Annotated in this window: 17 protein-coding genes and 2 pseudogenes; 11 read left to right on the top strand and 8 right to left on the bottom strand. The window is 67.4% G+C overall.

The genetic code is table 11. From position 1 onward, the window contains the following. Positions 1-50 precede the first annotated feature (50 nt). A complete protein-coding gene (locus NP777_RS00215) occupies positions 51-2,645 on the top strand; it encodes a glycoside hydrolase family 78 protein (RefSeq protein ID WP_256647910.1) in 2,595 nt (864 codons plus the stop codon). 230 nt (positions 2,646-2,875) lie between these two features. Then, on the top strand, positions 2,876-4,009 hold the full coding sequence (locus NP777_RS00210; RefSeq protein ID WP_256647909.1) for a glycosyltransferase WbsX family protein: 1,134 nt from the start codon (positions 2,876-2,878) through the stop codon (positions 4,007-4,009). 392 nt (positions 4,010-4,401) lie between these two features. Here the strand turns inward: NP777_RS00210 and NP777_RS00205 are convergent, their stop codons facing one another. Both NP777_RS00205 and NP777_RS00200 read right to left on the bottom strand, forming a co-directional pair. Further along, positions 4,402-5,409, bottom strand: coding sequence for a LacI family DNA-binding transcriptional regulator (locus tag NP777_RS00205; RefSeq protein ID WP_256647908.1), 1,008 nt, complete (start codon positions 5,407-5,409; stop codon positions 4,402-4,404). 7 nt (positions 5,410-5,416) lie between these two features. Beyond that, positions 5,417-9,433, bottom strand: a complete 4,017-nt coding sequence (locus NP777_RS00200; RefSeq protein WP_256647907.1) for a glycosyl hydrolase — start codon at positions 9,431-9,433, stop codon at positions 5,417-5,419. A gap of 264 nt (positions 9,434-9,697) precedes the next feature. On the opposite strand from NP777_RS00200, the gene NP777_RS00195 reads away from it, so the two are divergent. Both NP777_RS00195 and NP777_RS00190 read left to right on the top strand, forming a co-directional pair. Further along, positions 9,698-10,087 carry a hypothetical protein gene (locus tag NP777_RS00195; RefSeq protein ID WP_308404985.1) on the top strand — a complete coding sequence of 130 codons (390 nt, stop codon included), beginning with the start codon at positions 9,698-9,700 and terminating at the stop codon, positions 10,085-10,087. Positions 10,088-10,251: 164 nt separating this feature from the next. Then, positions 10,252-11,760 (top strand): L-fucose/L-arabinose isomerase family protein, encoded by a 1,509-nt coding sequence (locus NP777_RS00190; RefSeq protein ID WP_256647906.1) that lies wholly within the window; start codon positions 10,252-10,254, stop codon positions 11,758-11,760. A 111-nt stretch (positions 11,761-11,871) separates the two neighbouring features. Here the strand turns inward: NP777_RS00190 and NP777_RS00185 are convergent, their stop codons facing one another. After that, positions 11,872-12,375, bottom strand: a complete 504-nt coding sequence (locus tag NP777_RS00185) for a DUF6653 family protein (protein ID WP_256647905.1) — start codon at positions 12,373-12,375, stop codon at positions 11,872-11,874. A gap of 119 nt (positions 12,376-12,494) precedes the next feature. Between NP777_RS00185 and NP777_RS00180 the strand changes: the two genes are divergently transcribed. Next, a complete protein-coding gene (locus NP777_RS00180) occupies positions 12,495-12,986 on the top strand; it encodes a GbsR/MarR family transcriptional regulator (protein WP_256647904.1) in 492 nt (163 codons plus the stop codon). Between the two features lie 1,347 nt (positions 12,987-14,333). On the opposite strand, the gene NP777_RS00175 is transcribed toward NP777_RS00180, so the two are convergent. Both NP777_RS00175 and NP777_RS00170 read right to left on the bottom strand, forming a co-directional pair. Then, complete coding sequence (locus tag NP777_RS00175; RefSeq protein WP_256647903.1) at positions 14,334-15,731, bottom strand: PucR family transcriptional regulator; 1,398 nt, start codon at positions 15,729-15,731, stop codon at positions 14,334-14,336. Positions 15,732-16,498: 767 nt separating this feature from the next. Beyond that, a complete protein-coding gene (locus NP777_RS00170) occupies positions 16,499-16,819 on the bottom strand; it encodes a hypothetical protein (protein ID WP_256647902.1) in 321 nt (106 codons plus the stop codon). Positions 16,820-17,278: 459 nt separating this feature from the next. Between NP777_RS00170 and NP777_RS48400 the strand changes: the two genes are divergently transcribed. The 5 genes from NP777_RS48400 (at position 17,279) to NP777_RS00150 (ending at position 21,898) form a co-directional block, all read left to right on the top strand. Then, entirely contained in the window at positions 17,279-17,470 is a 192-nt protein-coding gene (locus tag NP777_RS48400; RefSeq protein WP_391858429.1) for a beta-ketoacyl synthase N-terminal-like domain-containing protein, read from the top strand. A 357-nt stretch (positions 17,471-17,827) separates the two neighbouring features. Beyond that, positions 17,828-18,808 carry a 3-oxoacyl-ACP synthase III family protein gene (locus tag NP777_RS00165; protein ID WP_256647901.1) on the top strand — a complete coding sequence of 327 codons (981 nt, stop codon included), beginning with the start codon at positions 17,828-17,830 and terminating at the stop codon, positions 18,806-18,808. A gap of 135 nt (positions 18,809-18,943) precedes the next feature. Beyond that, on the top strand, positions 18,944-20,224 hold the full coding sequence (locus NP777_RS00160) for an aminotransferase class III-fold pyridoxal phosphate-dependent enzyme (RefSeq protein WP_256647900.1): 1,281 nt from the start codon (positions 18,944-18,946) through the stop codon (positions 20,222-20,224). Positions 20,225-20,301: 77 nt separating this feature from the next. Next, positions 20,302-21,453, top strand: a complete 1,152-nt coding sequence (locus NP777_RS00155) for an acyl-CoA dehydrogenase family protein (RefSeq protein ID WP_256647899.1) — start codon at positions 20,302-20,304, stop codon at positions 21,451-21,453. A 31-nt stretch (positions 21,454-21,484) separates the two neighbouring features. Beyond that, a complete protein-coding gene (locus NP777_RS00150) occupies positions 21,485-21,898 on the top strand; it encodes a thioesterase family protein (RefSeq protein ID WP_256647898.1) in 414 nt (137 codons plus the stop codon). A gap of 58 nt (positions 21,899-21,956) precedes the next feature. On the opposite strand, the gene NP777_RS00145 is transcribed toward NP777_RS00150, so the two are convergent. Continuing rightward, complete coding sequence (locus NP777_RS00145; RefSeq protein ID WP_256647897.1) at positions 21,957-22,511, bottom strand: CGNR zinc finger domain-containing protein; 555 nt, start codon at positions 22,509-22,511, stop codon at positions 21,957-21,959. 166 nt (positions 22,512-22,677) lie between these two features. Here NP777_RS00145 and NP777_RS00140 point away from each other — a divergent pair, with 166 nt between their 5' ends. Then, positions 22,678-23,649, top strand: a complete 972-nt coding sequence (locus NP777_RS00140; RefSeq protein WP_256647896.1) for an EamA family transporter — start codon at positions 22,678-22,680, stop codon at positions 23,647-23,649. Between the two features lie 20 nt (positions 23,650-23,669). On the opposite strand, the pseudogene NP777_RS00135 reads toward NP777_RS00140, so the two are convergent. Together NP777_RS00135 and NP777_RS00130 are read right to left on the bottom strand one after the other, a co-directional pair. Then, a pseudogene (locus NP777_RS00135) lies at positions 23,670-24,117 on the bottom strand (IS630 family transposase); the annotation flags it as partial. Beyond that, positions 24,110-24,547, bottom strand: a pseudogene (locus NP777_RS00130) (integrase); the annotation flags it as partial. The pseudogenes NP777_RS00135 and NP777_RS00130, both read right to left, overlap by 8 nt. Between the last annotated feature and the right edge of the window lie 2 nt (positions 24,548-24,549).

Here is a 24,549-nt window from a genome sequence, read left to right as displayed (position 1 = left end):
GGATGGTCTGAGGAGACCGCGTGCCGCACCACGGAGACAAGCTCCCCCGAGTGGCTGAGCCACGTGCTGAACACCACCGGGAAGCCCTGGGCATCGGTGAAGCTCGCCCGCGGCTGTCCTGGGTGGTACTCGACGTGCCTGCCGGCTGGCAGCAGGGCGCCTACGAGATCGAGTGTGCGGACCCCGAGTTCGGAGATGTCGTGTCCAGCGGGCGGATCGACTCCGAGGACAGTGTGCTGGTCCCCTGGCCCCACCGCGAACTCGGGTCACGCAGTCGGCGGCAGATCCGCGTGCGGGTCTGGGGATCGGGGAGCGCGCACGCCTCCGACTGGAGTCCGGCGCTGACGCTGGAGACAGGCCTTCTGGAGCCATCGGACTGGACGGCGAGCTTCATCACGCCTGACACGCCTGGCATGCCTGCCGCGGGCGAGAGCGTGCCGCTCCTGCGCAGAGACTTTTCGGTCGGAGGAGCAGTACGTCGAGCAAGGCTCTACGCCACGGCATGGGGACTCTACGAACTTGAACTCAACGGTGTCCGCGTCGGCGACATCGCGCTCGCACCCGGTTGGACCAGCTACCACCACCGGCTCCGCTACCAGACATACGACGTGACGGAGGCGCTGAACCCCGGCTCCAACACGCTGGGGGCCTGGCTGGCCGACGGGTGGTTCCGGGGGCGCCTCGGGTTCAACGGCGGCACACGCCACATCTACGGTGACCGAAGAGGGCTGCTGGTCCAGTTGGAGATTCAGTACGCTGATGGATCCGCTGAGGTCGTCCGCACGGACGAGAACTGGCGCACCGCGGCAGGTCCCATCCAGCGTGCGAGCCTGTACGACGGTGAACACCACGACGCGCGGCGTGAACGTCCTGGCTGGTCCGCCCCTGGCCTCGACGCCGGCGATTGGCTGCCGGTCCAGTTGATGGCCCACGACAGGACAACGCTGGTGGCCCCCTCGGGGCCGCCGGTCCGCTGTACCCAGGAGCTGGAGCCGGTCGCCGAGACCACCTCACCGTCGGGTAGGAGGATCGTCGACTTCGGACAGAACCTGGTCGGCCGCCTTCAGGTATGGGCGGAAGGCCCGCCAGGCGCGGTGGTTCGGCTCCGCCATGCCGAGGTGCTGCAGGACGGCGAACTCTGTGTCCGGCCTCTGCGCCAGGCGCGGGCGACCGATGAGTACGTCCTGCGCGGCGACGGCCAGGAGAACTGGGAACCGCGATTTACCTTCCATGGATTCCGATACGCCGAGGTCAGCGGAGACGTTGACGACGTTCGGGTAGTGGCCCGCGTCTACCACACCGATATGCTGAGGACGGGCACCTTCGCCTGCTCGGATCCGCATATCCAGCGCCTGCACGAGAACGTGGTGTGGAGCATGCGCGGCAACTTCCTCGATGTTCCCACCGACTGTCCCCAGCGCGATGAGCGGCTGGGCTGGACCGGCGACGTCCAGATCTTCGCGCCGACCGCGTCATTTCTGTACGACTGCGCGGGCATGCTGGCCTCGTGGTTGCGCGACCTGGCCGCCGACCAGCTGCCCAATGGCTGCGTGCCCTACTTCGTTCCCGCGATTTCGGCACCACCTCTGGAACTTGAGACCCTCACGCCGACGGCGGCCTGGGGCGACGTCGCCGTTCTCACACCGTGGGAGCTGTACCGGCAATACGGGGACGTAGAGGTGTTGCGGGCGCAATATCCGAGCGCGAAGGCATGGGTCGACTGCATGACCGCCCATGCGGGTGACGACCACGTGTGGGACACAGGGTTCCAGTTCGGTGACTGGCTCGATCCATCCGCGCCGCCGGACGATCCCACCGCCAACAAGGCCGATCCGTACCTGATCGCAACCGCATACCGTGCTCGGTCGACCACGGTTCTGGCCTGGATGGCCCGCACTCTGGGATATTCCGCGGATCACCGGCATTACGAAGAACTCGCGCGAGCCATCAGGGACGCGTTTGCGCAGAAGTGGATTCTTCCGTCTGGATTGTTTGACGACGACGCCCAGTCCTCCTACGCCGTCGCGCTCCACTTCGGCCTCTTTCCCACCCCTGCGCAGCGCGACGCCGCGGCTCGGCGTCTGGCCACATTGGTAGAGGAGGCCGACTTTCATATTGCCACCGGCTTCGTCGGTACCCCGGTCATCTGTGACGCCCTCACCGACTCTGGGCATATCGACACCGCGTACGCCCTGCTTCTGAAGCGGACGTGCCCGTCCTGGCTCTATCCGGTAACCCAGGGTGCGACAACGATATGGGAGCGCTGGGACAGCCTTCTCCCGGATGGAAATGTCAACCCGGGTGACATGACGTCCTTCAACCACTACGCCCTGGGCGCGGTCGCCGACTGGCTGCATCGCGTCGTCGCGGGGATGGCCCCCGCCGAACCCGGATACCGCCGGCTCCTCGTTCGCCCCCGGCCTGGTGGCGGCCTCACCCACGCGTCGGCGGCGAAGGACACGCCGTATGGGCGGGCCGAAGTCAGCTGGCTACGCGAGGCGGACACCTTCTCCGTCCATCTCACCGTGCCGGCCGGCGTCACCGCCATCGTGGATCTTCCTGGACGGTCACCGGAGACGGTCGGGTCAGGGCATCATCGTTGGCACATCTCGGGCCTCAATTGCGCGGAGGTGACCAGTGACTGATGTCTATTGGACTCTCGGAGTGAGTAACCGCTGGTGGGAACCTGGACGGAAGGCCGGGGGTGGGTCTAGCCGGATGTGTCCCACGGGACTCCCCGTTGGTCAACTCTGCCCTACTTTTCCTCAATCCAGCCCGCAGCGTGAATGCCGCTTCTTCCATACAGTCGCAGTTGTGATTGATCAACGATTCGCATTCAACTCCCCGGCCACCTCGGAGAATTTGAGGTGCCGACGTGAACAGGCGTGAAGTGACGGTAGCGGCGTACTACTTCCCGAACTACCACGTCGACCCCCGCAATGAGCGGTGGCACGGTGAAGGATGGACCGAGTGGGAGGTGCTGAAGAAGGCCGGCCCGCGCTTCGAGGGCCATGAGCAGCCGCGCGTTCCGCTCCACGGCTGCGAGGACGAAGCCGATCCGGCGGTGATGGCCCGCAAGATCGAGATGGCCACCGAGCACGGGGTCGATGCCTTCATCTTCGATTGGTACTGGTACAGCGGGCGCCCCTACCTGGAGCGCCCGCTTGAAACGGCGTTCATGCCCATCGCGGCCGATCACGACATGAAGTTCGCCGTCATGTGGGCGAACCATCATTGGACCAACATCCACCCGTGGAAGTCCGGGACCGAGGCCACCGAACTCGAGTCGGGAAGTGTCGATGCCGCCCAATTCCGGGCCGCCACGGAGTACTTGCTGGAGAGGTACTTCCATCACCCGGCGTACCTGCGGCTCGGCGACCGCCCCTACCTGTCGATCTACGACCTGCCCACCCTCGTCGACGGGCTCGGCGGAATCGAATCGACGAGGACCGCGCTTGACGATCTGCGCTCGCGTGCCGCCCGTGCGGGCCACGGTGACGTTCACCTCAACGCCATCACCCGCGATCAGCCGGTGCTGCCCCAGGACGGTGTGGCGCTCGACGAAGCCGTGCTGGTGAGCCGACTCGGATTCGACAGCGTGACGTCCTATGTGTGGGCACACCACCACCCGCTGCCCACGCTTCTCACCCCGTACCCCGACGTCCTGGAACAGGCGGAGAAGGGCTGGGAGGATCTCGCGGCCAGGTTCGAGCAGCCCTACTATCCCAATGTGACCGTCGGGTGGGACCCGTCACCGCGGACGGTCCAGTCCGACAGGTACAACCCCGGCCTCGGCTATCCCCACACCAACATCATCTCGGACTGCACGCCCGAACACTTCGGGCAGGCGCTCGAGAAGGCGCGCACGTACGTCGAGAAGACCCGGACCCCACTCGTGACCATCAACGCGTGGAACGAATGGACGGAGGGCACCTACCTCGAGCCCGACACCATCTACGGATACGGGCATCTGGAGCAGATCCGCAGGGTGTTCGGCACCAGCCGCTGAGGCGGCGCATCACCGTTTCGGATCCGGGGGCCGGTCACCGTCAGTGACCTCACCCGGCGTCTGACACCTGCCCTCGCAGTCCTCCGAAGGGCCAGGCGAGGCTGACGCATGCGTCGTCAGCCTCGCTCCCCGGATTACCGGGTGCTTGAGGAGAGCGTGACCATGCGGCGCAAGGTGAGCATCAAAGACGTCGCTCGAGAAGCCGGTGTATTCAGCTTCATGTACGTGGACGGACCGGACACCCGGCGGAGCCGTCGTTGTGCCCAGGGCGTGGCCACGGCCCCGCGGACGGCCGGAACGCCCGCCACGTGCTGGGGCTGCGGCAACGGCCCTCCGCGGTCTTCGGCGGTGACGACAGACTTGCGCTGGGCGTGCCGCGGCACGTTCCACGATCACGCGACCCGGGTCGAGTCCCGTGGAACGAGCCGGGGGCCGAAGACTCGGGTCTCGTGGACGTGTTCGTCGCTGGCTTCGACCTCGTCCATGAGGAGTTGTACCGCCGTACGGCCCAGGTCCTCCACCGGCTGCTGGACGGTGGTCAGGGGAGTGGCTGCCAGGGTCGCGACGTCCAGATCGCCGTAACCGACCACCTGAGTGTCGCCGGGGATGCGGACGCCACGTTCCGTCAGCCCTTGGCACATGCCCACCGCGAGGAAGTCGTTCGTGCAGAACACCGCGTCGGGGAGGGTGCTCAGGTCGCGGGCGACGGCGGCGCCCGCGGCGACCGTCATCTGCCCGGCGACGACTTGGTCGAGCCGGGCACCGCGACGGCTGCGGATCGCCTGGCGGGCCCCCTGGTACCGGTCGGCGCACTGCCTGATCCCGGGGCCGCCGTTGACGACGAGCACCTGCCGCGCACCGCTGTCCAGCAGGTGCTCCACCGCCAGACGGCCGCCGGTGACGTCGTCGACGGCGACCGAGCAACCCTCCTGCGGTGGCATCTTCCGGTCGGTCAGGACCAGCGGGATGCCGCGTCGGCGCAGCCTGGTCAGGCGGTCCGGGTCGGCGCCGAGGGGGGCGACGACGACGCCGACCGCGCGCTGTTCGGCGAGCATGTCGAAGTACTCGCGCTCCCGGTCGGGGTGATCGCCGCTGTCGCACAGGACGAGTGAGAAGCCGTGCTCGTAGGCGGCCTCGGCCGCCCCCCGGGCGATGCGGGCGTAGAAGGAGTTGACGATGTCCGGTAGGACGAGCCCGATCGACGACGCGCGGCCGCTGCGCAGGCCGGCCGCGCCCGGATGCGGCACATAGTCGAGGGCGGCGATCACGGACCGAACCCGGTCGGCGGTGCGGGCGTTGACGCGCTCGGGGCGGTTGAGGACGTTGGAGACCGTGGACACGGAGACGCCTGCCGCGGCCGCGACATCCTGGATACGCGCGGGGAGTCCGCTGGTTGTCACGCGCCCCTCATCCTCCGATCGCCTCGGCCTCGGTGGCCTGTGCAGTCCCCGCCAGCGGCGGTGGGGTCATGATAGTGACGGGGCCCAGCAGCCCCGAGACCAGTTGCGAGGGAAAGGTCCAGGCGGTGGGGGTGGCCTCGCTGAAGTACGGGGCCAGCGTGTTGTACACCGTCACGTCGATGCGCACCGTGCGGCCGGCCGTACCCGGCAACGGGAAACGGTACGGGGCACAGAAGGCCTCGCCCGCCTGCTCGCCGTCGACAGCCACCTCGACGGAGCCGCGTACCCGCCCCAGGTCGAGCACGGGCGTCACCCCTGGGCCGGAACCGGGCGGGATCGTCACCGTACGGGAGTAGCGCAGCCCTCCGCTCCATCCGGCGAGTCCGATGCCGTGCCAGTCGGCCAGCGGGACGGGGGCCTCGGCGACGCGGACGGTGACCGGTCCGGACAGGGCGCTGCCGCCGCGGAGCGTAGCTGTGGGCTCGGTGACGATCTCCAGTTCCGCGGGCGCCCGCAGCGGCTGGTCCAGGTGGAGCGCGGTGCCGTCGAGCCGCCGCTCGGCGCCGTCCAGCCTCGCTGTGGCGGCGAGCCGCAGGGGCAGACGCACCGCGACCGCGCCGGCGGGGAGTGTGGCCCGCAGGCGTTGTGGCGCCGGCACGGCGTCGTCGGTGGTACGCATCGCGTCCACGGTCGCGCCGAGGGCCGGGGCGCCGTGCAGCCACGCGGTGTCGTGCAGTGGGTGCGGCCGGGTGGCGGCGTGGCAGGGCTGCAACTCGGTCCAGCGGCCCCGGTGTTCGATCGCCGCTCCCCGCCAGTCGCCCGTTTCGACTTCCCAGCCCGGACCGCTGACGACGGTGACGACCGCGGAGTGCGTACGGGCGACCAGGTCGGCGTAGAGCACGTCCTCGCCGTGGGTACTGTCGGCGACCAGCTCCAGGAGGTGCTCGCCCGCCGTCAGGTGCAATGCGTGGCGGAAGAACATCGGGGTCGCGCCCCAGGCCGACTCGTAGTACTCGACCTTCTCCTGCCGGGCCACGGCGGCGCCGTCCAGCAACACGGTGACACCGGTGGCCGCGCCGACGACGAGGACGGCCTCGGCGGCATCGTCGTCGAGGCGCACGCGGGCCCGGTAGGTGGTCCGGCCCGACGGCCGTACCGTATCCGGCAGGCGCATGAACTGGGGCCGGGGGGAGAATTCGCCGGGCAGGGTCAGGCAGAAGTAGCTGCCGAGCGGTTCGGCGGCTTCGTCCGCGGCGAGTCCGGTGCGGACGTCGGCATCGAAGAGCTGGTATTCGATGACGTTCAGCGGCTGGTCGACGTCGACGCGGACCGTGGCCAAGTAGCCGCCGCCGGTGGGGAGTTCCAGGCCGTTCCACCACAGGCGCTTGCCGGCCGCGGCGCCGACGTGCAGGTCGGCGGCGCCGAGCCGGTCCGTCTCGACGATGGCCCGGACCCGGGCGACCGTGCCGTCCGCCGGCATGCGCACGCGTACGAACTCCTCGCCGATGAGCCCCTTGTGGCCGAGTGTGCCGTACCCGGGATCAGCCACGCCCCGGCCGGCGGAGTGGAGCGAGACCTCCCATCCGGCCGCGTCGTCGGCCAGCGGCTCCTGCCCGGCGAGGACGCGGGCGACGGTGTCGCGGTCCAGCGGGTCCGGTGCCTGCGCGACCGGGACCGGGGAGAGTACCCGGACGCGGTTGCCGTAGGTCGCTCGCACCGTCTGCTCCGGGTGGCCGGCCGGCCCCTCGGACCAGCGGAAGTTCCAGACCTGCAGGTCCTCGACTGACGACGCGGCGGGCAGCGCCAGGTCTCCCCAGGTGTTGTCCATGGTGGCGACGAGTCGACCGCGCCACCCCGTCGATATGTCGGTCGCGACGACGGCCGGAGCCGGCGATGCGGGCGTGGGCACTGAGGCCGGTGCCTCGCCTTCCCGCCAGACCACGATCGCGGCGGGCGCGCCGTTGAGCGGCACCTCGATCCTGGAGCGCTGCCCGGACACCGTGACACGGGCAGTCTGGCGTACGCCGGTGGCCGGGTCCCAGACCTCCGCCTCCGCCACGACGGCGTTCACCTCGACCGACGACATCGCGGCATAGCGCGCCGGGTCGAAGTCGAAGTCCTCCCACCGCCGGGTCGTGGCGTCGCGCAGCGGATGGCTGCCGGCGTTCGGGAACGCCCCCGTGACCAGGGCGACGGCCTCGGTTCCCCGGCGGCGTACCAAGAGCGGGACTTCGCCGGTGGCGTAGTCGTACCGGCGGGCCACGGACGTGGCGCCGGACTCGGGGTCGGCGACGCGCTCGAGACGTGGGTGGGTGGCCACCGCGGTGACCACGGAATCGTCTCCGTCGGCCCCCGCCGCGAAGGCAGGCAGCCGGCCGACGACCACGACCCGGCCGCCGGCGTCGAGCAGCCTGATGAGTTGCCGTGCCGTGGCGGTTTCGAGCACGCTCGCGGACGGTAGCAGGACCGCGGAGAACCGCAGCCCGGCCACCTGCAGCGTGCCGTCCGCGACGTCGGCACGCTGGACGGAGTCGTCGTCGACGACGTCGAAGGCCACCCGCTGCCGGTCCAGTTCACCGATGCGGGTGTGGAACCAGTTGTTGGTGCCGCACAGCTGGAGATAGTGGCGCTGCGTCTCGTCCAGCTCCGGGTGCGCTCCGCCGGCCTGCCCGTCGCCGAAGTGGTCGACGGGCAGGTCCAGCGGCAGCAGCGCCTGCGCGGTGGTGGTCGGGTGCAGGACCGCGACGCCGGCGTCGTACGTTCCCCACGACATGATCGATGCGATGCGGGAGACGGCCCGCGAAAAGGCCGGGTACTGCTTCCAGTACGGCTGACGCCAGTCGGTGGACGGCGGCGCCCATTCGAACCAGCCGCCCGCAGTGCTGAAGTAACTGGCGTGCGGGTTGTACAGATTGGCGCCGCTGCGCAGGAAGGGCAGCAGCCAGTCGTACGTGTCCTCCAGCGTCCCGCCCCAGCCGGAGGAGTGGAACGCCTCGATCCACACTCGTTCATGGCCATAGAGATGGGCCATGGACGAGTGGACCTTCGCGTCCCCTTCGTGGTCGGTGCCCGCGGCGCTGTACCAGCGGTGAGTGCGGAAGTAGTCCGTGTAGAGCTGGGTGGACTGTGTGGGGTATCCCGCACGCGCCGGGTTGCTCTGGTCGGCGCCCAGCAGCATCCCGCGGCTGTCGTGCCATTGGCCGAGCGGTTTGAAGAGCGCCTCCTCGGTGAGTTCGGCGCGCACGCCGTAGTAGTCGGTGCGCACCTTGGCGGCCTGCCGCCCGCCGTGCCGGAACAGCGCGGGCAAATGGTCGAGGAGGTCGTAGCCCCGGCGGGCCCTGAACTCCTCCGGAAAGCGGGGCGTCCAGGAGTTGGTGGCGGGCAGCTCGTCCTGGAAACTCCCGGCGATGACATGGCCCAGATGCTGCGGAACGCGGCGGTCGTACTCGCCGTGAACGGTGTCCATCAGGAGACCGACGGCGTGCGGGTCCAGGTAGTCGAAAGCCGTCGGGACGGAGGTGACCAGCAGCACGACGGTGCCATCGGGGGCGTCCGGGACGTGCAGCCTGCTGCCGTCCGTCCCGTACGCGCCGATCAGTGTCTCCGTGCTCAGCAGGTCGACGCGACCGCCGGTGATCACCGCATCGCGGCAGCGCAGCGCCTGGCCGGCCGCCTCGGGGTGCCGGTGGGTGATGCCGCCCTGGACGTTGGCGCCGGAGAAGCCCACCTGGTCGTAGAACCACAGCCGCATGCCGAGCCGTCGCGCTATCTCGCAGGCGTCGGTGAAGCGCGACCACCACTCCTCGCTGAACCAGGCCGGATCGTCGGCTCGGGCGCCGAACGTGGGCCCTGCCGGGGCCAGGTTGATCACGACAAGGTTGTGGATGCCGCCCGCGGCGAACTTGCGCATCTGCCATTCGAGCCGCTCCCGGGTGACCTTGGCCCCCGACCACCACCACAGCGGGGTGGGACCGAAGTCGCGGGGCGGGTCCTGGAACAACTCGGTGAGGGTACGGGAGAGCACAGTGCCGCGGTCCTTTCGCCGACTTCAGATGCCCAACGCGATATAGAACGTTTTTATAAGCGTCACCGTACGCGTCGAAGGCGGGCCGCACCAGCTTTCGATCGCCCCTCCTGTGCGCGTTTTGCCCGCTTTCTATGCAGTCTCATCGGGCAATCGGAATGTACTCCAACCATCTTGAAAAACGTTCCAACCCGCCCTATGGTCACTCCCATTGCTCAGCGTCATCCCTCCCGTGCGTTCACGTCCCAACGAAGGATGCGTGACATGACCGGCATTCCCGCTGGCTTCCGGCCCGCCAAGCGCCCTGTCCCAGGGCGCTACTGGAAACTTGCGACCTTGTCCGGCATGGCTTCATATCTGGACTCAGGCCTGCTCATCGCCATCTCGGTGAGCCTCGCCATCTGGCGGGACAGCTTCGGGATGGGGGTGTGGATGGCCGGCGCGATGAGCGCCATCGTCACCTTCTGCATCGCCATCGGATCGCTGATCGGCGGCCGGCTCGCCGACCTGTTCGGCCGACCCGGGCGGCCTTCGCCGTCGCGGCGTTCTTCACACCGGCGCTTCTCGAATACAGCGCGGGGCTGCTCCTGTGGTCGATCACCATCTGTGCGGCGATCTCGACGCTGGTCGGCAGCTACATCGCCCGTGTCCTGATCCCCAACGCCGCCGCAGTCGTACCCGCGGACTCGCCGACCGACGCGGGTGTCGCAGCGCGGCTGGTCCCGGCACCGGACTGAGACCGGAGCCTGATCACCCCCACGCAACAGCCAGCACGAAGGATCGCAGTCGCACATCAGCAGAAAGAAGGCACAGCCCCGATGACTCCGAAGGAATCCGCCCCCAGGGCCGATACGACCGAGCCGGACACGGCCGCCGACGTAGACGCGGCGGATCGGCTGGCAGCTTTGCGCCGGCTCCTTCCGTCCGTACCGCGCAGGGTGACCCGGATCGGCCTGGTGGCAGGTGGCCTGGGTGCCTACTGGCCGCAGTTCCCGGACCTGCTCCCGAAGTTGCGCGAGTCGGCCCGCTACGTCACCGAGCGGTTCGAGGCGCTGGACGCCGAAGTGACCGACGTCGGCTTCATATCGGACGCCCGCGAGGCCGAAACCGCCGCCGAACGACTGCGCCAAGCGGACTGCGACCTGATCGTGGTGTTCCTCACCACCTATCTGACATCGTCAATGGTCCTGCCGATCGCGCAGCGCTCGGGGACTCCGGTCCTGGTGATCGATCTCCAGCCGACGGAGCGGATGGACCACGCCAACTTCGATACGGGCGAGTGGCTGGCCTACTGCGGACAGTGCCCGGTCCCCGAGGTGGGCAATGTCTTCCGTCGTGCGGGCATCCCGTTCCGTTCGGTGTCGGGCTGGCTGCGTGATCCCAACGCCTGGCGCCGCATCGAGCAGTGGGTCGCGGCGGCGAAGGTCCGGGCGGCGCTGCGGCACGCGCGCCACGGCCTGATGGGCCACCTGTACCCCGGGATGCTCGATGTCTCGACCGACATGACGTCGCTGTCCGCGCAGTTCGGTTCGCATGTCGAGGTTCTCGAGTTCGACGATCTGCGGGTCCGGGTCGCCGATGTCACGGACGCGGAGGCCGAGGAGCGCATGGGCCTGGCCCGGGAGATCTTCACCCTCGACGACTCCGTGGTGGCGGAGGACTTCGCCTGGGGCGCCAGGGTCTCCGTCGGACTCGACCGGCTGGCCGAGGACTTCGGGCTGACCACGCTCGCCTACTACCACCGGGGACTCGGCGGCGAGCAGCACGAACGACTCGGCGCGGGAATGATCCTCGGAGCATCGCTTCTGACCGCACGCGGCATTCCGGCCGCCGGCGAATTCGAGCTGCGCACTTCGGTCGCGCAGCTGGTGTCCGAGAGCTTGGGGGCGGGAGGCTCGTTCACCGAGATCCAGGCGCTCAACTTCACCGACCGCGTGGTCGAAATGGGCCACGACGGTCCCGCGCACCTGGCAGTGAGCGCACGGGATCCGCTGCTGCGGGGACTGGGTGTCTACCACGGGAAACGGGGATGGGGTGTCTCCGTGGAGTTCGACGTCAAACACGGCCCGGTCACCGCCTTCGGTATCGGCCAGGACCAGGACGGCACCTTGGCGTTCGTCGCCTCGGAGGGCGAGACCGTACCCGGGCCCCTGCTGGAGATCGGCAACACCACCAGCCGGGTCGACTTCGGCCAGGACCCCGGCGAATGGGTGGACGCCTGGAGCGGGACAGGCATCGGCCACCACTGGGCTCTGTCCACGGGCCACCGCGCTGCCGACTACAAGGCGGCCGCCCACCTGATGGGGGTGCCCTTCCGGCAGGTGTGACTCGGACAGCGCACGAGTCGCACCGTCGGCTGTATGGCTGTATGGCAGCGTGGTCTGCGCCCCGGAACCGGTCGTGCTGCTGTTGGGCAGGCGCGGCGCCGGGGCCTCCACTCATCGGCAGTCGGATTGTTTCCCGCACGCCGTGTCCTCCGGGGCCCGCTCGCGCAGATGCTGCTGGAACAGCAGGCCGTAGCGGTCGATCCGCCACAACTGGGCGAGCACGAGCATGACGGTGCCCAGTGTGAGCGGCCAGACCTGCAAGACGATCAGCCCCCAGGCGATCAGCACAAACCCGGCCAGGCCGGATGCGATCAGCCAGTTGAGGGTCCTCCTGTGCTCGGCCGGAAACCTGCCGTCGACGTGGAGCTGCTCACCGTAGATACCCCTGGCGGCCCAGCTGATGGGCGCCACCGGCTTGAACAGCCGCACGTTGAGCCAGAGCCAGACAACGACGGCGACGACGGCGGCCAGGCACCACCAGCCGAGCCATTGCCGACTCCACACAGCCAGCTCGAAAGCCGGGATGGCAGCGAAACGAGTCCACACACTCCACGGGTTGGCGTGCCTCTTCCAGGTCTCGCCCGACATCCCGTGGACGGCGGCTGCGGCGTTCATGCGGCGCATGAAGGGGGCCCTTCTGCTCGGCGTATCCGGCGCTCCGGGCGCGATGGTCAGTTCCACTCGCAGCCTCGATCATATGTAAGTTTCAGAGAACTTTGAATACTCTGAGCACTATGAGCGACAACGAGCGGCTGCGGGACCTGGCAGAGAACCTGGCGCTGATCCTCGCCCAGGGCGGGATGCAGAAGGCCACCGCGCGGGTGATGACCTCCCTGCTCTTCAGCCGGCAGGAGACGATGACCGCCGCCGACCTGTGTGAGGAACTGCAGATCAGCTCCGGCGCCGTGTCCGGCGCCGTGAAACAGCTCGCCCAGAGCGGCCTGTTGGAGCGGGTCCCGGCACCGGGCAGCCGCCGGGACCACTACCGCTTCCCGGATGGCGCCTGGGCTCGGCTCATGTCACAGCAGAACCAGCTGCTGTCCACCATGAGCGAGGTCGCCGAGCAGGGCCTCGCGGCGGCCGACGGCCCTTCCACCCCGGCCGGTCGGCGACTGGCGGAGATGGGGGACTTCTACGCATTCATGCTGCGCGAACTGCCCCCGCTGATCGCCCGATGGCGCACGGACTTCACGGCGAAACGAGAAGTCCGCGTCTGGCGTGGATGACGTATACCCGCCGCCACGCGCGGGTCGCAGTTTCTTGGATGGCGTCAGTTCGTCGCCACGCGCCGGAGGCTCCTTCAGCCCCAGCTTCTTGGCGAGTGCCTTGCCGATGGGATCGGCCATTGATGCCCCGCCCCGTGTGTTCGGGTGGAACGGCTCCTGCGAGCTCCACTTGGCACTTTCGCCGCTGAGTATCACGCCCAGGTCGGGGAGCGCCGGATTGTCCGTGTCCACCTCGCGGCCAGCCACCGACTTTAAGACGTCGGCCAGTTCGACGCCGCACGCGCACACCGCGACCGCCTTGGCGATCGCGGCGTTGAGCTTCTTGCCGAACTCGCTTCACATTCGGATCGATGGCCATCGGGTAGTTCGGTGCCACCAGCTGTGCATGCGGATTCCTTGGCCTGCTTCTGGTACTCCTCGGCACTCAGCCGCGAGTTGAGGTCCGTCTCGAGCTCCGCGAGCAGTTTGTCGGAAGCCTTTCCAGAAACCGAGGTAATGGCATCGGTCAGCACCTGGGCGAAACGGGCGTCGTTGCCTGCGCACGCCAACTCGGCAAGGACAAGATCCGGTTCACGCCCGGCGATCGGGCATTCCTGGCGGCGCTGCCGCACCGGCTGCCACCGCACGTCCTGCGAAGATTACGGCTGCTCGTACGCCCTGACACGGTGCTGCGTTGGCACCGCACTCTCATCTGTGTCGCGGACGCCGGAAAGTCAACAATCGAGTCCTATGATCGCGAATCTTTGAGAATTTCATATTTTTCTCCAGATGCCTGTCGGGTCGACGGCGAGTGTCGACGTCATCGCGGAAAGAGCAAGGTGGTGGCGCCACGTCGAAGCGGCACCGGGGGGTCGGCGATTGCTGTGCGGATTCTCGAGATTTCGAATGGTTCGGCGGCGCGACCGGGGAATCGGGGGCTGGGCCGACGCCGGTCGGGTGCCGCCTGCTGGAACAGGTTTGCTGAATTCGATATCCGCAGCCGTAACAGTATCGGCTGGTGTGACGATCGCACCTCGTCGCAGCGGGCCAAAGTATCCCACGGTAACTTGGCTCTATTCGCCAGTCAGGTCGTCGTTGGCGCGCGGTACTTCTCGGGGGATGTGGCCGCACGGGAAGCCGCTGGCCGGGGGCGACCGAGCGGAATGCGGACGGGGTGCGATTTCCTTCGTCGTGGGTGAATTTTTACCTGGCCATTAAGAATGGTCGTCGGTCGGGATGGTATCTACGCTCTCTTAGGATGTTTTCCGTCATGCGCCGGGCGGTCATGCCCCGTTTACCGAGCGGGAGAGGCGCACTCGCGTGTTCTGGGTGCCCGCTCTCCTCCGCTACCGGGATTCCGCCCCGGGCTCAAGCTAATCGATCGGGGTTGCGAAGTGGTGACGTCCCGCTCCCGCCGCAGGAGGGCTCGGCGTGCACGGTGGCAAGGTGCTCGTGCACACGCACCGCGAGCAGGAGCATCGCAGCCCGGTCGCCGCCAGTGGTCAGATCGACGAACGGCCGTAATTCGCCCACCCGGTACTTCACGGTGTTCTGATGCACCCCCAGCGCGGAGGCGACCTCTTTCAGCCGGCCCCAGCGCGACAGGTACGCGTCGATGGTGGGCAGTACCCAGTCACGGTCCATCATCGGCGAGAGCGGCTCCAGGGCGGCGCTGACGAATCTCCGTGCCCGGTCCGGCTCGGCGAGCATGGCGATCAGCGGGGCCAGCGCGTTGTAGTCGTACACGGGTTGTGCGCCGTGTTGCGGCGCGGTGTCCATACCGATGCGCAGCGCGTCGAGTGCTTCAGCGTGACTGTGCCGCGTCTGAGCGGCGCCTTCCGCCGTGTATCCCAGTCCGAAGCCCAGCACCTGACCGGTGACTAGCGGCCTCAGCCGGCGGATGAGGTGGTCTCTGCTCGTCCCGTCGGGTATTTCGAGCGTCGCCACGACGGTCCGATGCCGTACGGTCCACGACGACGCGCCCGCTTTGCTCACCATGGCCCGCCCGATGCTCTCCAGGTCGGCGAAGGTCGCCGTCGCCCGGATCTGCGCCACGGCGACACAGTGGGGGACGGCGAACGTGTCGGTCTGCCGGTGGCGCTCGGTCCAGGTGCCCGCGAGTACGGCGTCGAGCAGCTGGGAACGGTGGTACCGCTCCGGGGCGCGGGCCATGCGCGCGACCTCGTCCGAGTAGGCTGCAGCGGCCGCCACGCAGACCAGGTCGGCGAACTCCAGGACCCATGCCGCCGCCGCTCCGATGTCCCGCTCGCCGACGGCGCTGTCGGCCGCGAGCGTGCTCACTATCTCCTCACACAGCACCCGTGCCCCGACGCGATACGCGCGTAGCACCGCTTCGCGATTGATGCCCTGTGCGGCACGACGCCTGGCTCCTTCCGTCAGTGACATGAGTTCCTCCTCGCGCAGCCGCCCGCGCCGCATGGCCTCAAGGCAGCAGCGGACCGTGTCCGAGCAGACGTGAAGTATGTCTTGCAGCAGTGATTCATCGGTGATCTCGCCGTAGGCGGCGATCTCCGTCCGGTAGGCGCGGACCATGATGGCCGCCACTCTGTCGATCTGGGCTTCCAGCAGATCGACGACAGCGCTCAGCTTTCCGTCCGACCGACAGGCGTTCCCTTTACGGACACCGGCCCTGGGAGTGTTGGGCTCGGCCGTGGTCGGCTGAGCGTCGTCTTCGTGCAGGGGTATCCCAGCAGGTCTGAAGACCAGTGGTGATACCGACGGGGCCCGGTTTTCGGCGGGACTCATCTTCTTCCCCTAGACATGTGTGAGATGTGCTGGTGATAGCTCCTCAGCCATGGCCACCCGGAGGGAGTTCGCCCCGAAGGAACGGTGCCCTTTTCTTGGCGGAGGCCGAGGTGGAGTCTCTCTAGCACGGTCCGGTGCAGGCCGACATCGACTGTTGTCAGTACAGTTGATTCGAACTCCACGGCCGACCGTGGCGGCCACCGGCGCGGCTGCCCGCCTCGACGGCACGGCAACAGGCCCGGTGGTCGGCTGCCGGAGACATGCCGGAGGCCATGGCTGTTCGGTTCGTGAGGATGTCGATGGAGGTTGTGCTGAAGGTCCCCCTCGCCCCAGCCCCGGCTCTGTGTCACGGAAGTCGACACAGGTGTCGACTCGGTCTTGAGGTCTCAGATGTCAGGCCCGCGGTCGGCACCCGGGCTTGCGCTGCCATCCGGTGAAGCCCGCAGCAGGGCGCCGTCCCTGCCAGCGGCGGAATTGATCGTACACCCGCCCGTATCATGTGCACCTCATGGCACTTTCAGCCAGATGCTCGTGTTCGCCATGCCCGGAACACCACGGGCGGCGCTCCCGATACGGGTGCGCAGGAGCCATGGGCGCGCGTACACAATTCCCGGATGCCGCAGCACGCCCCGGCGTTGACGACCCCCGCGATCGCTGCCAGCGCTCGTTGGCGGGGTCCTCCAGGCTGTGACCACAGCTTGACGCAGGCACCTGAACAGAGGAGTTCGACGCCCCCAGCGGTGCCTTCGTCTCGCCGAAGATCTGGATCAGGCTGGTGAGGCACGGGTCCAAAACCACCCCGCCAAATCGCACGGAACCAGCCCGAGACGCCGCTTGACATCCATAGGGGCAGCACCGTCGTCGGCGAGGCGTTCGAACAGCGTGCTGAAGGCCGAGCACGTCCACCAGCACACCTTCACCACCCGCGCCGAGGCCCGGATCCGGATCGCGACCTGGACCACCGACTTCTGCAACACCCGTCGGCTGCACAGCGTTTGCGACTGGAAGCGCCCGGTCGGCCACGAACACGGTGGCCAGCCCCAGGCTGCCGCCTGCTCGTACCGGCCGAACACCGGCCACTTCTCCATGAACTCTGTCGTGCCGCTCGAGCCATCTCCCAAGTCCGTGGCGGCGCCGGGGCGATACGATCACCCCGGCAGATTTCACGTGAATCGAACGCCGTGTCTGCTAGCCAGTTGTCTTACTTTACGAAAAGTGCCGAAGAATCGTGTCCCGCTGTCTGTGGACAGCGTTCGCCGAGTGTTTCAGTCGATTTTGTGTACGCGTCACGAGAGTCGACCGGGTGCACAACTCTGCGGCCGAAGGCCGATTACCGCTGGCTGGCCCGAACAATTCGATGTTGCGGATTTGGCCGCACCGGACGAGGCGCGGCCTGCCTACGGCCGATAGTCTTTGGACCCAAGCGCAGTTGATTCGGTCACCCCTTCCATAAAGGCGGCGACGGTCAGCCGGCCCTGCCGGATAACCGCTCCCGCCGCAGCTGAGTCTCCGCACCAGCACCTTGTTTTTTGCCGTTAACCGACTGAGTGCGCCCCGTCGAGGGAGGTACTTCGCCGTGCCCACATCTACGTCGGACCAGGAGAAAAAAGAGCAGCACCCAGAAGTTCGCCATCGTGGGGATCAAATGTCGGCTTCCCGGTGCTCGTGATGTGGGAAAGTACTGGTCGAATCTCAAGGCGGGCACGAGAGCATTACCACGTGGTCGCTGGAAGACTTGATCGATGCCGGCATCGATCCCGAAATAGCCAACAACCTGGTCGGCCGAGGGCGGGATCTACTCCAAGTCCGGCCACCGCCGACCGTTCGACCACGAAGCCGACGGCACCATCTTCGGTACGCGGCCGGCGCGCTCTGATGGAGGCCGCGTTCGCCGACGCCGATGTCGAGCTGCCGAAGGCGCCGACCGGTGGCAGCCACCCGTCCGTGGCAACTGTTCCCTCTGTCTGCGCGGACCGATGCCGCTCTGGACGCCGCCACGGAGAACCTGGCGAAGACCTTCGCAGAGGCCTTTAGGGGCTGGGCGGCTTTCATGGGTGCGCCGGGTGCTCACTTGGCAAGCGTATGAGGAGGAATCTGTGCCCATTGGGATCGTTTCTATTGGCGGATATGTCCCGCCTCTCGTCGTGGATAACGAACAGATCGGGCGATGGGCGGTTACCGAAGAGGCGTGGATCGAATCGCGGACGGGGATAGCCGAACGGCGCTATGCTGAGGAGGATGTTTCCACGTCGGAGTTGGCCACGCGTGCGGCTCTGCCGCTACTGACAAACCCCGGAGTGGCCGATTCGGTGGGGGCTCTCGTGCTGGCGACAGCCACCCCGGATCAGCCGCAACCGGCGACGGCGAGTTTTGTGCAGCGTCGGCTCGGACTGAAGCAGGTGCCATCATTCGACGTAAATGCGGTGTGCTCCGGTTTCTTGTACGGGCTGACCGTCGCGGAGGCATTGATGGCCACGCGCGTTGGCGCTGACTACGCCCTGGTGATAGGCGCCGATAAGTATTCGTCCATCATGGACCGCGGCGACCGGCGCACCGTGAGCCTTTTCGGTGATGGGGCAGGTGCCGTTCTGCTCGGCAGGGTTCCCGAGGGTTATGGCATCCAGGGTGCTTCGCTGATCACCGATGGCGAGGCTGCATCCCTCGTGCGGGTGGAGGCCGGGGGAACCCGGCGACCGCTCACCGCTGAACGCTTACAGGCAGGCGAGCACTTCTTCCGTATGGAGGGGCGAGCGGTCCGCGACTGGGGGCTGCAATTCGTCCCCAAGGCGGCTCAACAAGCTCTGGAACAGGCTGGTATGAGCATCGAGGTCATCGACCGGGTCGTGTTCCATCAAGGAAACACCCGTCTGGTGCACAGCCTCGCCGAGGCGATGGGCGTCGAGCGGGACCGGCTGGCGGTAACCGCGCCAACGCTCGGCAACACGGCCGCAGCCTCCATTCCCCTGACCCTCGCACGCGATCACGCCCGTCGGCCGCTTCGACGTGGCGAGCGAGTGCTCCTCGCGGCCGTGGGCGGGGGTATGACTGCGGCAGCCACAGTGCTGACCTGGTACTGACCGCCATGGCCGCCCGCCGCGGTCACTATCTCTTCTGGCGCGTCGGCTACTGCCTTCACTTCCCCTGGACAAACAGCCACTTCGACTTGGGCCTTCTCCCCGTGTCGGCTGGAATGAACGTGAGGAATCCGACTCATGCTGCCCGTTGTCAGTCATGCCACCGGTGTGTACGTCTATGACCAGGAAGGACTCGAGTATCTCGACGGCTGCTCCGGCGCGATCAACGTCAATCTCGGGCACTCCGTGCCGGAAGTCACCTCCCGCATGCACGAGCAGATCGATCGGGCATGCTACGCGTACCGGACGCAGTTCCGCTCCCAGCCGCTGATGCGGCTTACGGAGCTGTTGGTGGAACTCGCACCGGGTGATCTCAGACACGTTGAATACTGCAACTCGGGCTCGGAAGCCATCGAGATGGCGTTGCGCCTCGCAACGCTTATACACGCCCGCGCATATCGTCCGTTCAAGTGCACGGTCCTCACGGAGGAACCCAGCTACCACGGCATGACCGCCGGCGCCCTGGGAGCCTCCGGGCATCCGCTACGGCGACGGGACCTCACGCCACTGCTCGCCAATCAGGCCACGGTCTCGCGGGTGCGGCCGAAGCACGGCTCACTGCGCGCCGGCGTCCACGACTGGGAGGCAGCGATCGAGCGCATCGGTCCGGCCAACCTGAGCGCCGTGCTGATCGAACCAGTCGGCGGAGCCTCTTCCGGGGCAGTCCCGACTGCCCCGGAGACCCTGCGCCGACTGCGGGAACTGGCCGACCAGCACCAGTTCCTTCTCATCGCCGACGAAGTCATGTCCGGCCTGGGGCGGACCGGCCGGTGGTTCGGGTGTGAGCACGCCGGCATCACCCCTGACGTCATCGTCCTGGGCAAGGGAATTTCCGCAGGATTCGCACCGATCGCAGCGCTCTTGGCATCCGACAAAGTCGCCGACGCCGCCGGACAGCCGCTCGGTACTGTGTTGTTCGGGCACACCATGGCGGGTACGCCACTGTCCGCAGCCGCTGGTCTGGCCGTCGTGGAATATCTGAAAGCCCATGATGTCCCGGCACACGCCGCCGAGGCTGGTGAGCGTCTGCACGAGCTTCTGCAGGGCCTGCGACAGCGACACCGGGTGATCAGCGATGTCCGGGGTGTGGGGATGCAGATGGCCCTTGGTCTTCATAGCGATGCTTCGCGATTTCCGGGAACGTCCCTGGACCTTGTCGAGGCTGCCCGTCGCGAGGGCTTGCTGCTGTACCCGTCAGGGGTGACGCCCGCCCTTGAGTCGGTCATGGTGGCGCCTCCTCTGGTCTCGACTGACGCCGAGCTGGACGAGCTCGCCGTACGGCTTGACCGCGCCCTGACCCGTCTGTCACCCGCTGCACCCGTAGCCGACGCGAGTCAACTGCTGTCCTCGGGTTGCTGACCGCTACCGCCGCACCCGGTCGGCAGGCCGGACCTACTCTCCCCGCACGTCCTCCGTCTCGACAAGGACACAACACAATGATTCATCACTTTTCTGACACCGATCTGCGTGCCCACTTCCGGAATCTGGCTGCCGAAACAGTGGCCAGGCGTGCCGAGGGGTGCCTCAAGGAAGGTCGCCTGGACCGCGATTCCTGGCAGGAGCTGAGCGACGCCGGGATGTGGCGGCTGGCGGTTCCTGTCGAGTGGGGCGGAAACGGGGGCACTTGGTGGGACTTCGTCGCTGCGTTCGAAGGTATCGCTTCAGGTGGGCGTGACATTGGTTTCTGCCTCTCCATGGTGGCTCAGGCCGGGCTGATCCGCTCGCTGCTGATCTACGGTGATGAGGAGCAGAAGGGCTACTGGCTTCCGCGACTGCTCGGCGGAGATGTCGGAGCGACTGCCCTCACCGAGACCACCGGTGGGTCGGACGTCACCCGTATCGCGACCTCGGCCACCCGAGTGGAAGGCCGCTACCTGCTGACGGGCCACAAGGATCACATCACGAACGGCCCCGTCGCGGATGTGGCGCTGATCCTCGGCCGCGTTCCCGAGCGCGGGGAGCACGACATCACCCTGTTCATGGTTGATCTGAAGGACAGGGGCGTTCAGCAGGGGCCGGTCGAGGACATGATGGGCAACCGCACGAGCCCCACCGGCCCCATCGCGCTGGACAGCGTCGCGGTGGAGACGAAGAACATAGTCGGCGCTATCGGGGGCGGCATCGAGGCCATCTACAACACCATCTCCTTGGACCGTCTGCTGTATGGAGTACTGGCCGCCGCCTACCTCGACCCGCTGCTCGATGAGGTGCTCGATTACACGTCCCGGAGGCATGCCTTCAAGGTGCCGATCGCTGACCACCAGTACGTCCAGGGGCGCATCACGGACGCGAAGTTCGCCATTGAGGCGACGCGATGGGTCTCCTACGGCGCGCTGGACGCGCTCATGCAGAACTCACCGCAGGCATCTTTGATGTGCTCCGTCGCCAAGTACCACGCCGGCGAGACGCTGAAGCTCGGCACCGAGACCGCGCTGCGCGTTTACGGACACCTCGGCTACATGGAAGGTCCGCATGCTCGGGCCTTCAGGGATGCCCTGGGCACCGTAATCGCCGGCGGAACCGCGGAGATGCAGCGTAAGAACGTCTTCAACCAGATGCGCAGACTTGCTATCTCAGCCACGGCCTGACGCCACGTCCCACCGACAACGAAGGAGTATGATGTCCACCCCCATTCTGGGAGCCGAATTCTCCGCACTGGTCGGGACATCGGCCACGCTGACGCACACCGTCACCGCCGAAGACTCCGCGAAGAACTGGGGTAACGACCTCAATGTGCTGTCCACTCCGGTCCTCTTGTGGCTGAGCGAGATCACCGCAATGAAGGTGATCGAGAGCGTGGTCCTTGCCTCGGCGATGACCGTGGGGCTGGCCCACGACTCGGCGCATCTCGCCCCCACGCTCACTGGCGACACCGTCACCATTACCGCCACGCTGACCGGCATCGACGGAAAGAAGCTCACCTTCTCCGTGGAAGGCCGCGACAGCCACGGCGCAGTCCTGCGCGGTGTGCACAGGCGTGCCGTCGTCAATCGCGAAGAATTCATCGAAAAGCTTGCCGCCCGGTCGGCCTGACGCGCTTTCTGGAGTGGGGCCGGGTCCACGTCCACTGTCCGGGCTCCGGCAGGTGCGCTCAGCCGGCGTGACGGGCGCGGTACGCCCGGACTTTGGAGCGGTTGCCGCACTCGGACATCTGGCACCATGTGCCCGACCGGTTCTTGGAGTGGTCGTAGAACGCCCACTGGCAGTCATGGGCGAGGCAGATCTTCATCCGGCGCCAAGAACCATCGAAGGCGGCGAGCCCTACGATCGCCGTATAGCGCCCGAGTACACCCTCGATACCGGTGTCCGTCTCAGGGACCAGGTCGGGCCTTCCGTCGGTGTGGAAGCCAAGGTGCACGCCCGAGTCCTGGATGGCGTCCTCCAGCACTCGCAGCGCGGCCTGGTCTACCCGGCCGTCGGGTGCAGAGTTGACGCGGGCCAGGGAGCGCAACGCCTCTCGGAAGTCGACGATCCGTTGCCTGACGGGCTCGTCCACGATGGTGAGTTCGCCGGGGAACCCGTGGTTCGTCAGCCAGGCGCGGGCTAGTTCCACCGTCTCCAAGCTGTCCGTGTGCCTCTCCGAGTCGAATGTGTTGATGAACTGTCGGACGAGTTCCAAGGGCTGCGGAGCCTCTTGTCGTTTCACCAGTACCTCCTGCCGACTGATTGACTAACCGGCTAATCACTTTGTAGGTTACACACCTGGAAGTGATGACGCCCCTCGCCCCCTGGGCGTCCGGCACCTGGGGTCATGATCCAGCCCCGGCGAGTTCTGGTTCCCGGCGAATCCTCGGAGTGCAGATGTGTCTCATGTGAAGGAACACAACGAGCATCCCGGCCGCCTGGGCCAACTGCGCGGATCGCTGTTACGGCAGACAGGCATGCTCGCAGTGGTCCTCGCAGCCGCACTGTGGGGGCTGGGGGGAACTTTCGCCGGCAAACTCTTCGCACAGGGCGCGGACCCTCTGGAGGCCGTCGCGGTCCGCACCTGGATCACCCTCGCCGGTCTCGCCGCCCTTCTCCTTGCCCGCAGGTCACCGCCGACGTCCCCCCGACGAGAACGCATCCCCGTGCCCTGGCGACTGGTAGCCGGCTTCGGATTGTCGATCTCGGTAGCCAACGCCGGGTTGTTTCTCGCCATCCAGCGGCTGCCCGTGGCGGTGGCGCTCGTACTCCAGAACCTTGCCCCCGCGCTCGTCGTCATGTCGGTGCTCGTGTCCACCCGTCGGGCGCCGTCAGCCCGGGTGATCGCCGGGCTGGTCGCCGCTCTCGCCGGTGTGGCCTGCGTCGTAGAGCTGCCGTCCACCTCGCTGGGCGAGATCGACCTGCCGGGCCTCGGCTTGGGCCTGCTCGCTGCGGCAGGCATAGCCGCGTTCTCCTACTTCGGTAGCCATGCGACCCGGGCCTGCGGAGCGTTGACAGCAAACACCTGGGCCTTCGTAGTGGCCAGCGGAGCGTGGCTGCTCTTCCAGAGCTACCGAGGGATGCCCGAACTGTTCCACCGCCCGGTGCTCCTGGTCGGCGCCTGCGTTATCGGCGTATTCGGCACGCTCGTGCCGTTCCTGCTCTACGCCTGGGGCACGGCCCGCGTCGGAGCACAAGCCGGCGCAGTCACCATCTCCCTTGAACCGCTCTTCGGCGCCGTGCTGGCCTGGGCCTGGCTAGGCCAGACGATCACCCTGGTACAAACGGCCGGGGCAGCGGTGCTGGTGACTGCCGTGGTGTTCCTGCAGCGTTCCGACGGTTCCAAGCCGACCCTCGCGCGGCACAACCCGACGGACTGAGGTTCCCCCGCCGTACGGGGGCGGTGGTAGGTGGTCGGCAGCCGGTCGGGATGTTTCCGTCCCGCCCAGCACGAGCCTGCGGTTGGACCGGGTTCCGGGCGGGCCGAATTCGTCGAAGGCGAAGACACGGTCGGGGAAGCGGCCAAGGACCTCCTCGATCCGGTCCAGCTTCGCCTCGCGGTCCGGGTCGGTGGATTCCTTCCATGTCTTGGTGCGCTGGAAGGTGAAACCGCGGCGGGCGAGGAGGCCACGTAACACCTCGTGGCCGATGGGTATCACCCGGCCGTGGACTTTCCGCAGGTAGGCGACGAGTTCGCGCAGCGACCCGCGGGTGGAAGGCTGGCCGAGCCTGGTCGGGCGAGTGGAGGCCGTCTGGATGACGAAGCCCTCGTCGTCATCGCTGAGCAGGCGGGGGCGGTCTCCCGCCCACCGAGGGTCCAAGCAGGCCAGGCCGGTCCGAGATCGTCGCGCTTCGTCCGAGCTGCACGATCCACTCCACCGTGGGGTGTGCGGTGGCGCCGAGGATCCGGATGCGACGGGTGGTGTGCTCGACGACGGCGAAGATGTACGGGCGCGCCCCGTCGGAGTGCGGACTTCGAACAGATCGCAGGCGAGAAGAGCCTTGGCCTGGCTGCGGAGAAAGGCGTCCGCGTCACTTGGGTACGCAGGTCGTTGCATGGCGTCGCCTGATCAGGTCGCGATGCCAGCGCAAGACTGTGTCGGGGCGGACCAACAGCAGAAGGTGCCGCCGTCTGTCTTTGGGAGCTGGTGGAGCAGGCCGGCGAGGATGGCGCGGTCGCTGTCGGTGAGGGTCGGTTTGCCGACCTGGCGCTGGCGGACGAGCAGTTGGTGCCGGAGTACGAGGATCTCGGCCCTTGTCTCTGTCGCTCATCGGCAGGA

Origin of the sequence: Streptomyces rugosispiralis (genome assembly GCF_024505145.1) — a bacterium.
Taxonomy (GTDB): domain Bacteria; phylum Actinomycetota; class Actinomycetes; order Streptomycetales; family Streptomycetaceae; genus Streptomyces; species Streptomyces rugosispiralis.
Note: the sequence above shows the minus strand (reverse complement) of the source record. Positions and strands in the feature narration are given on the sequence as shown.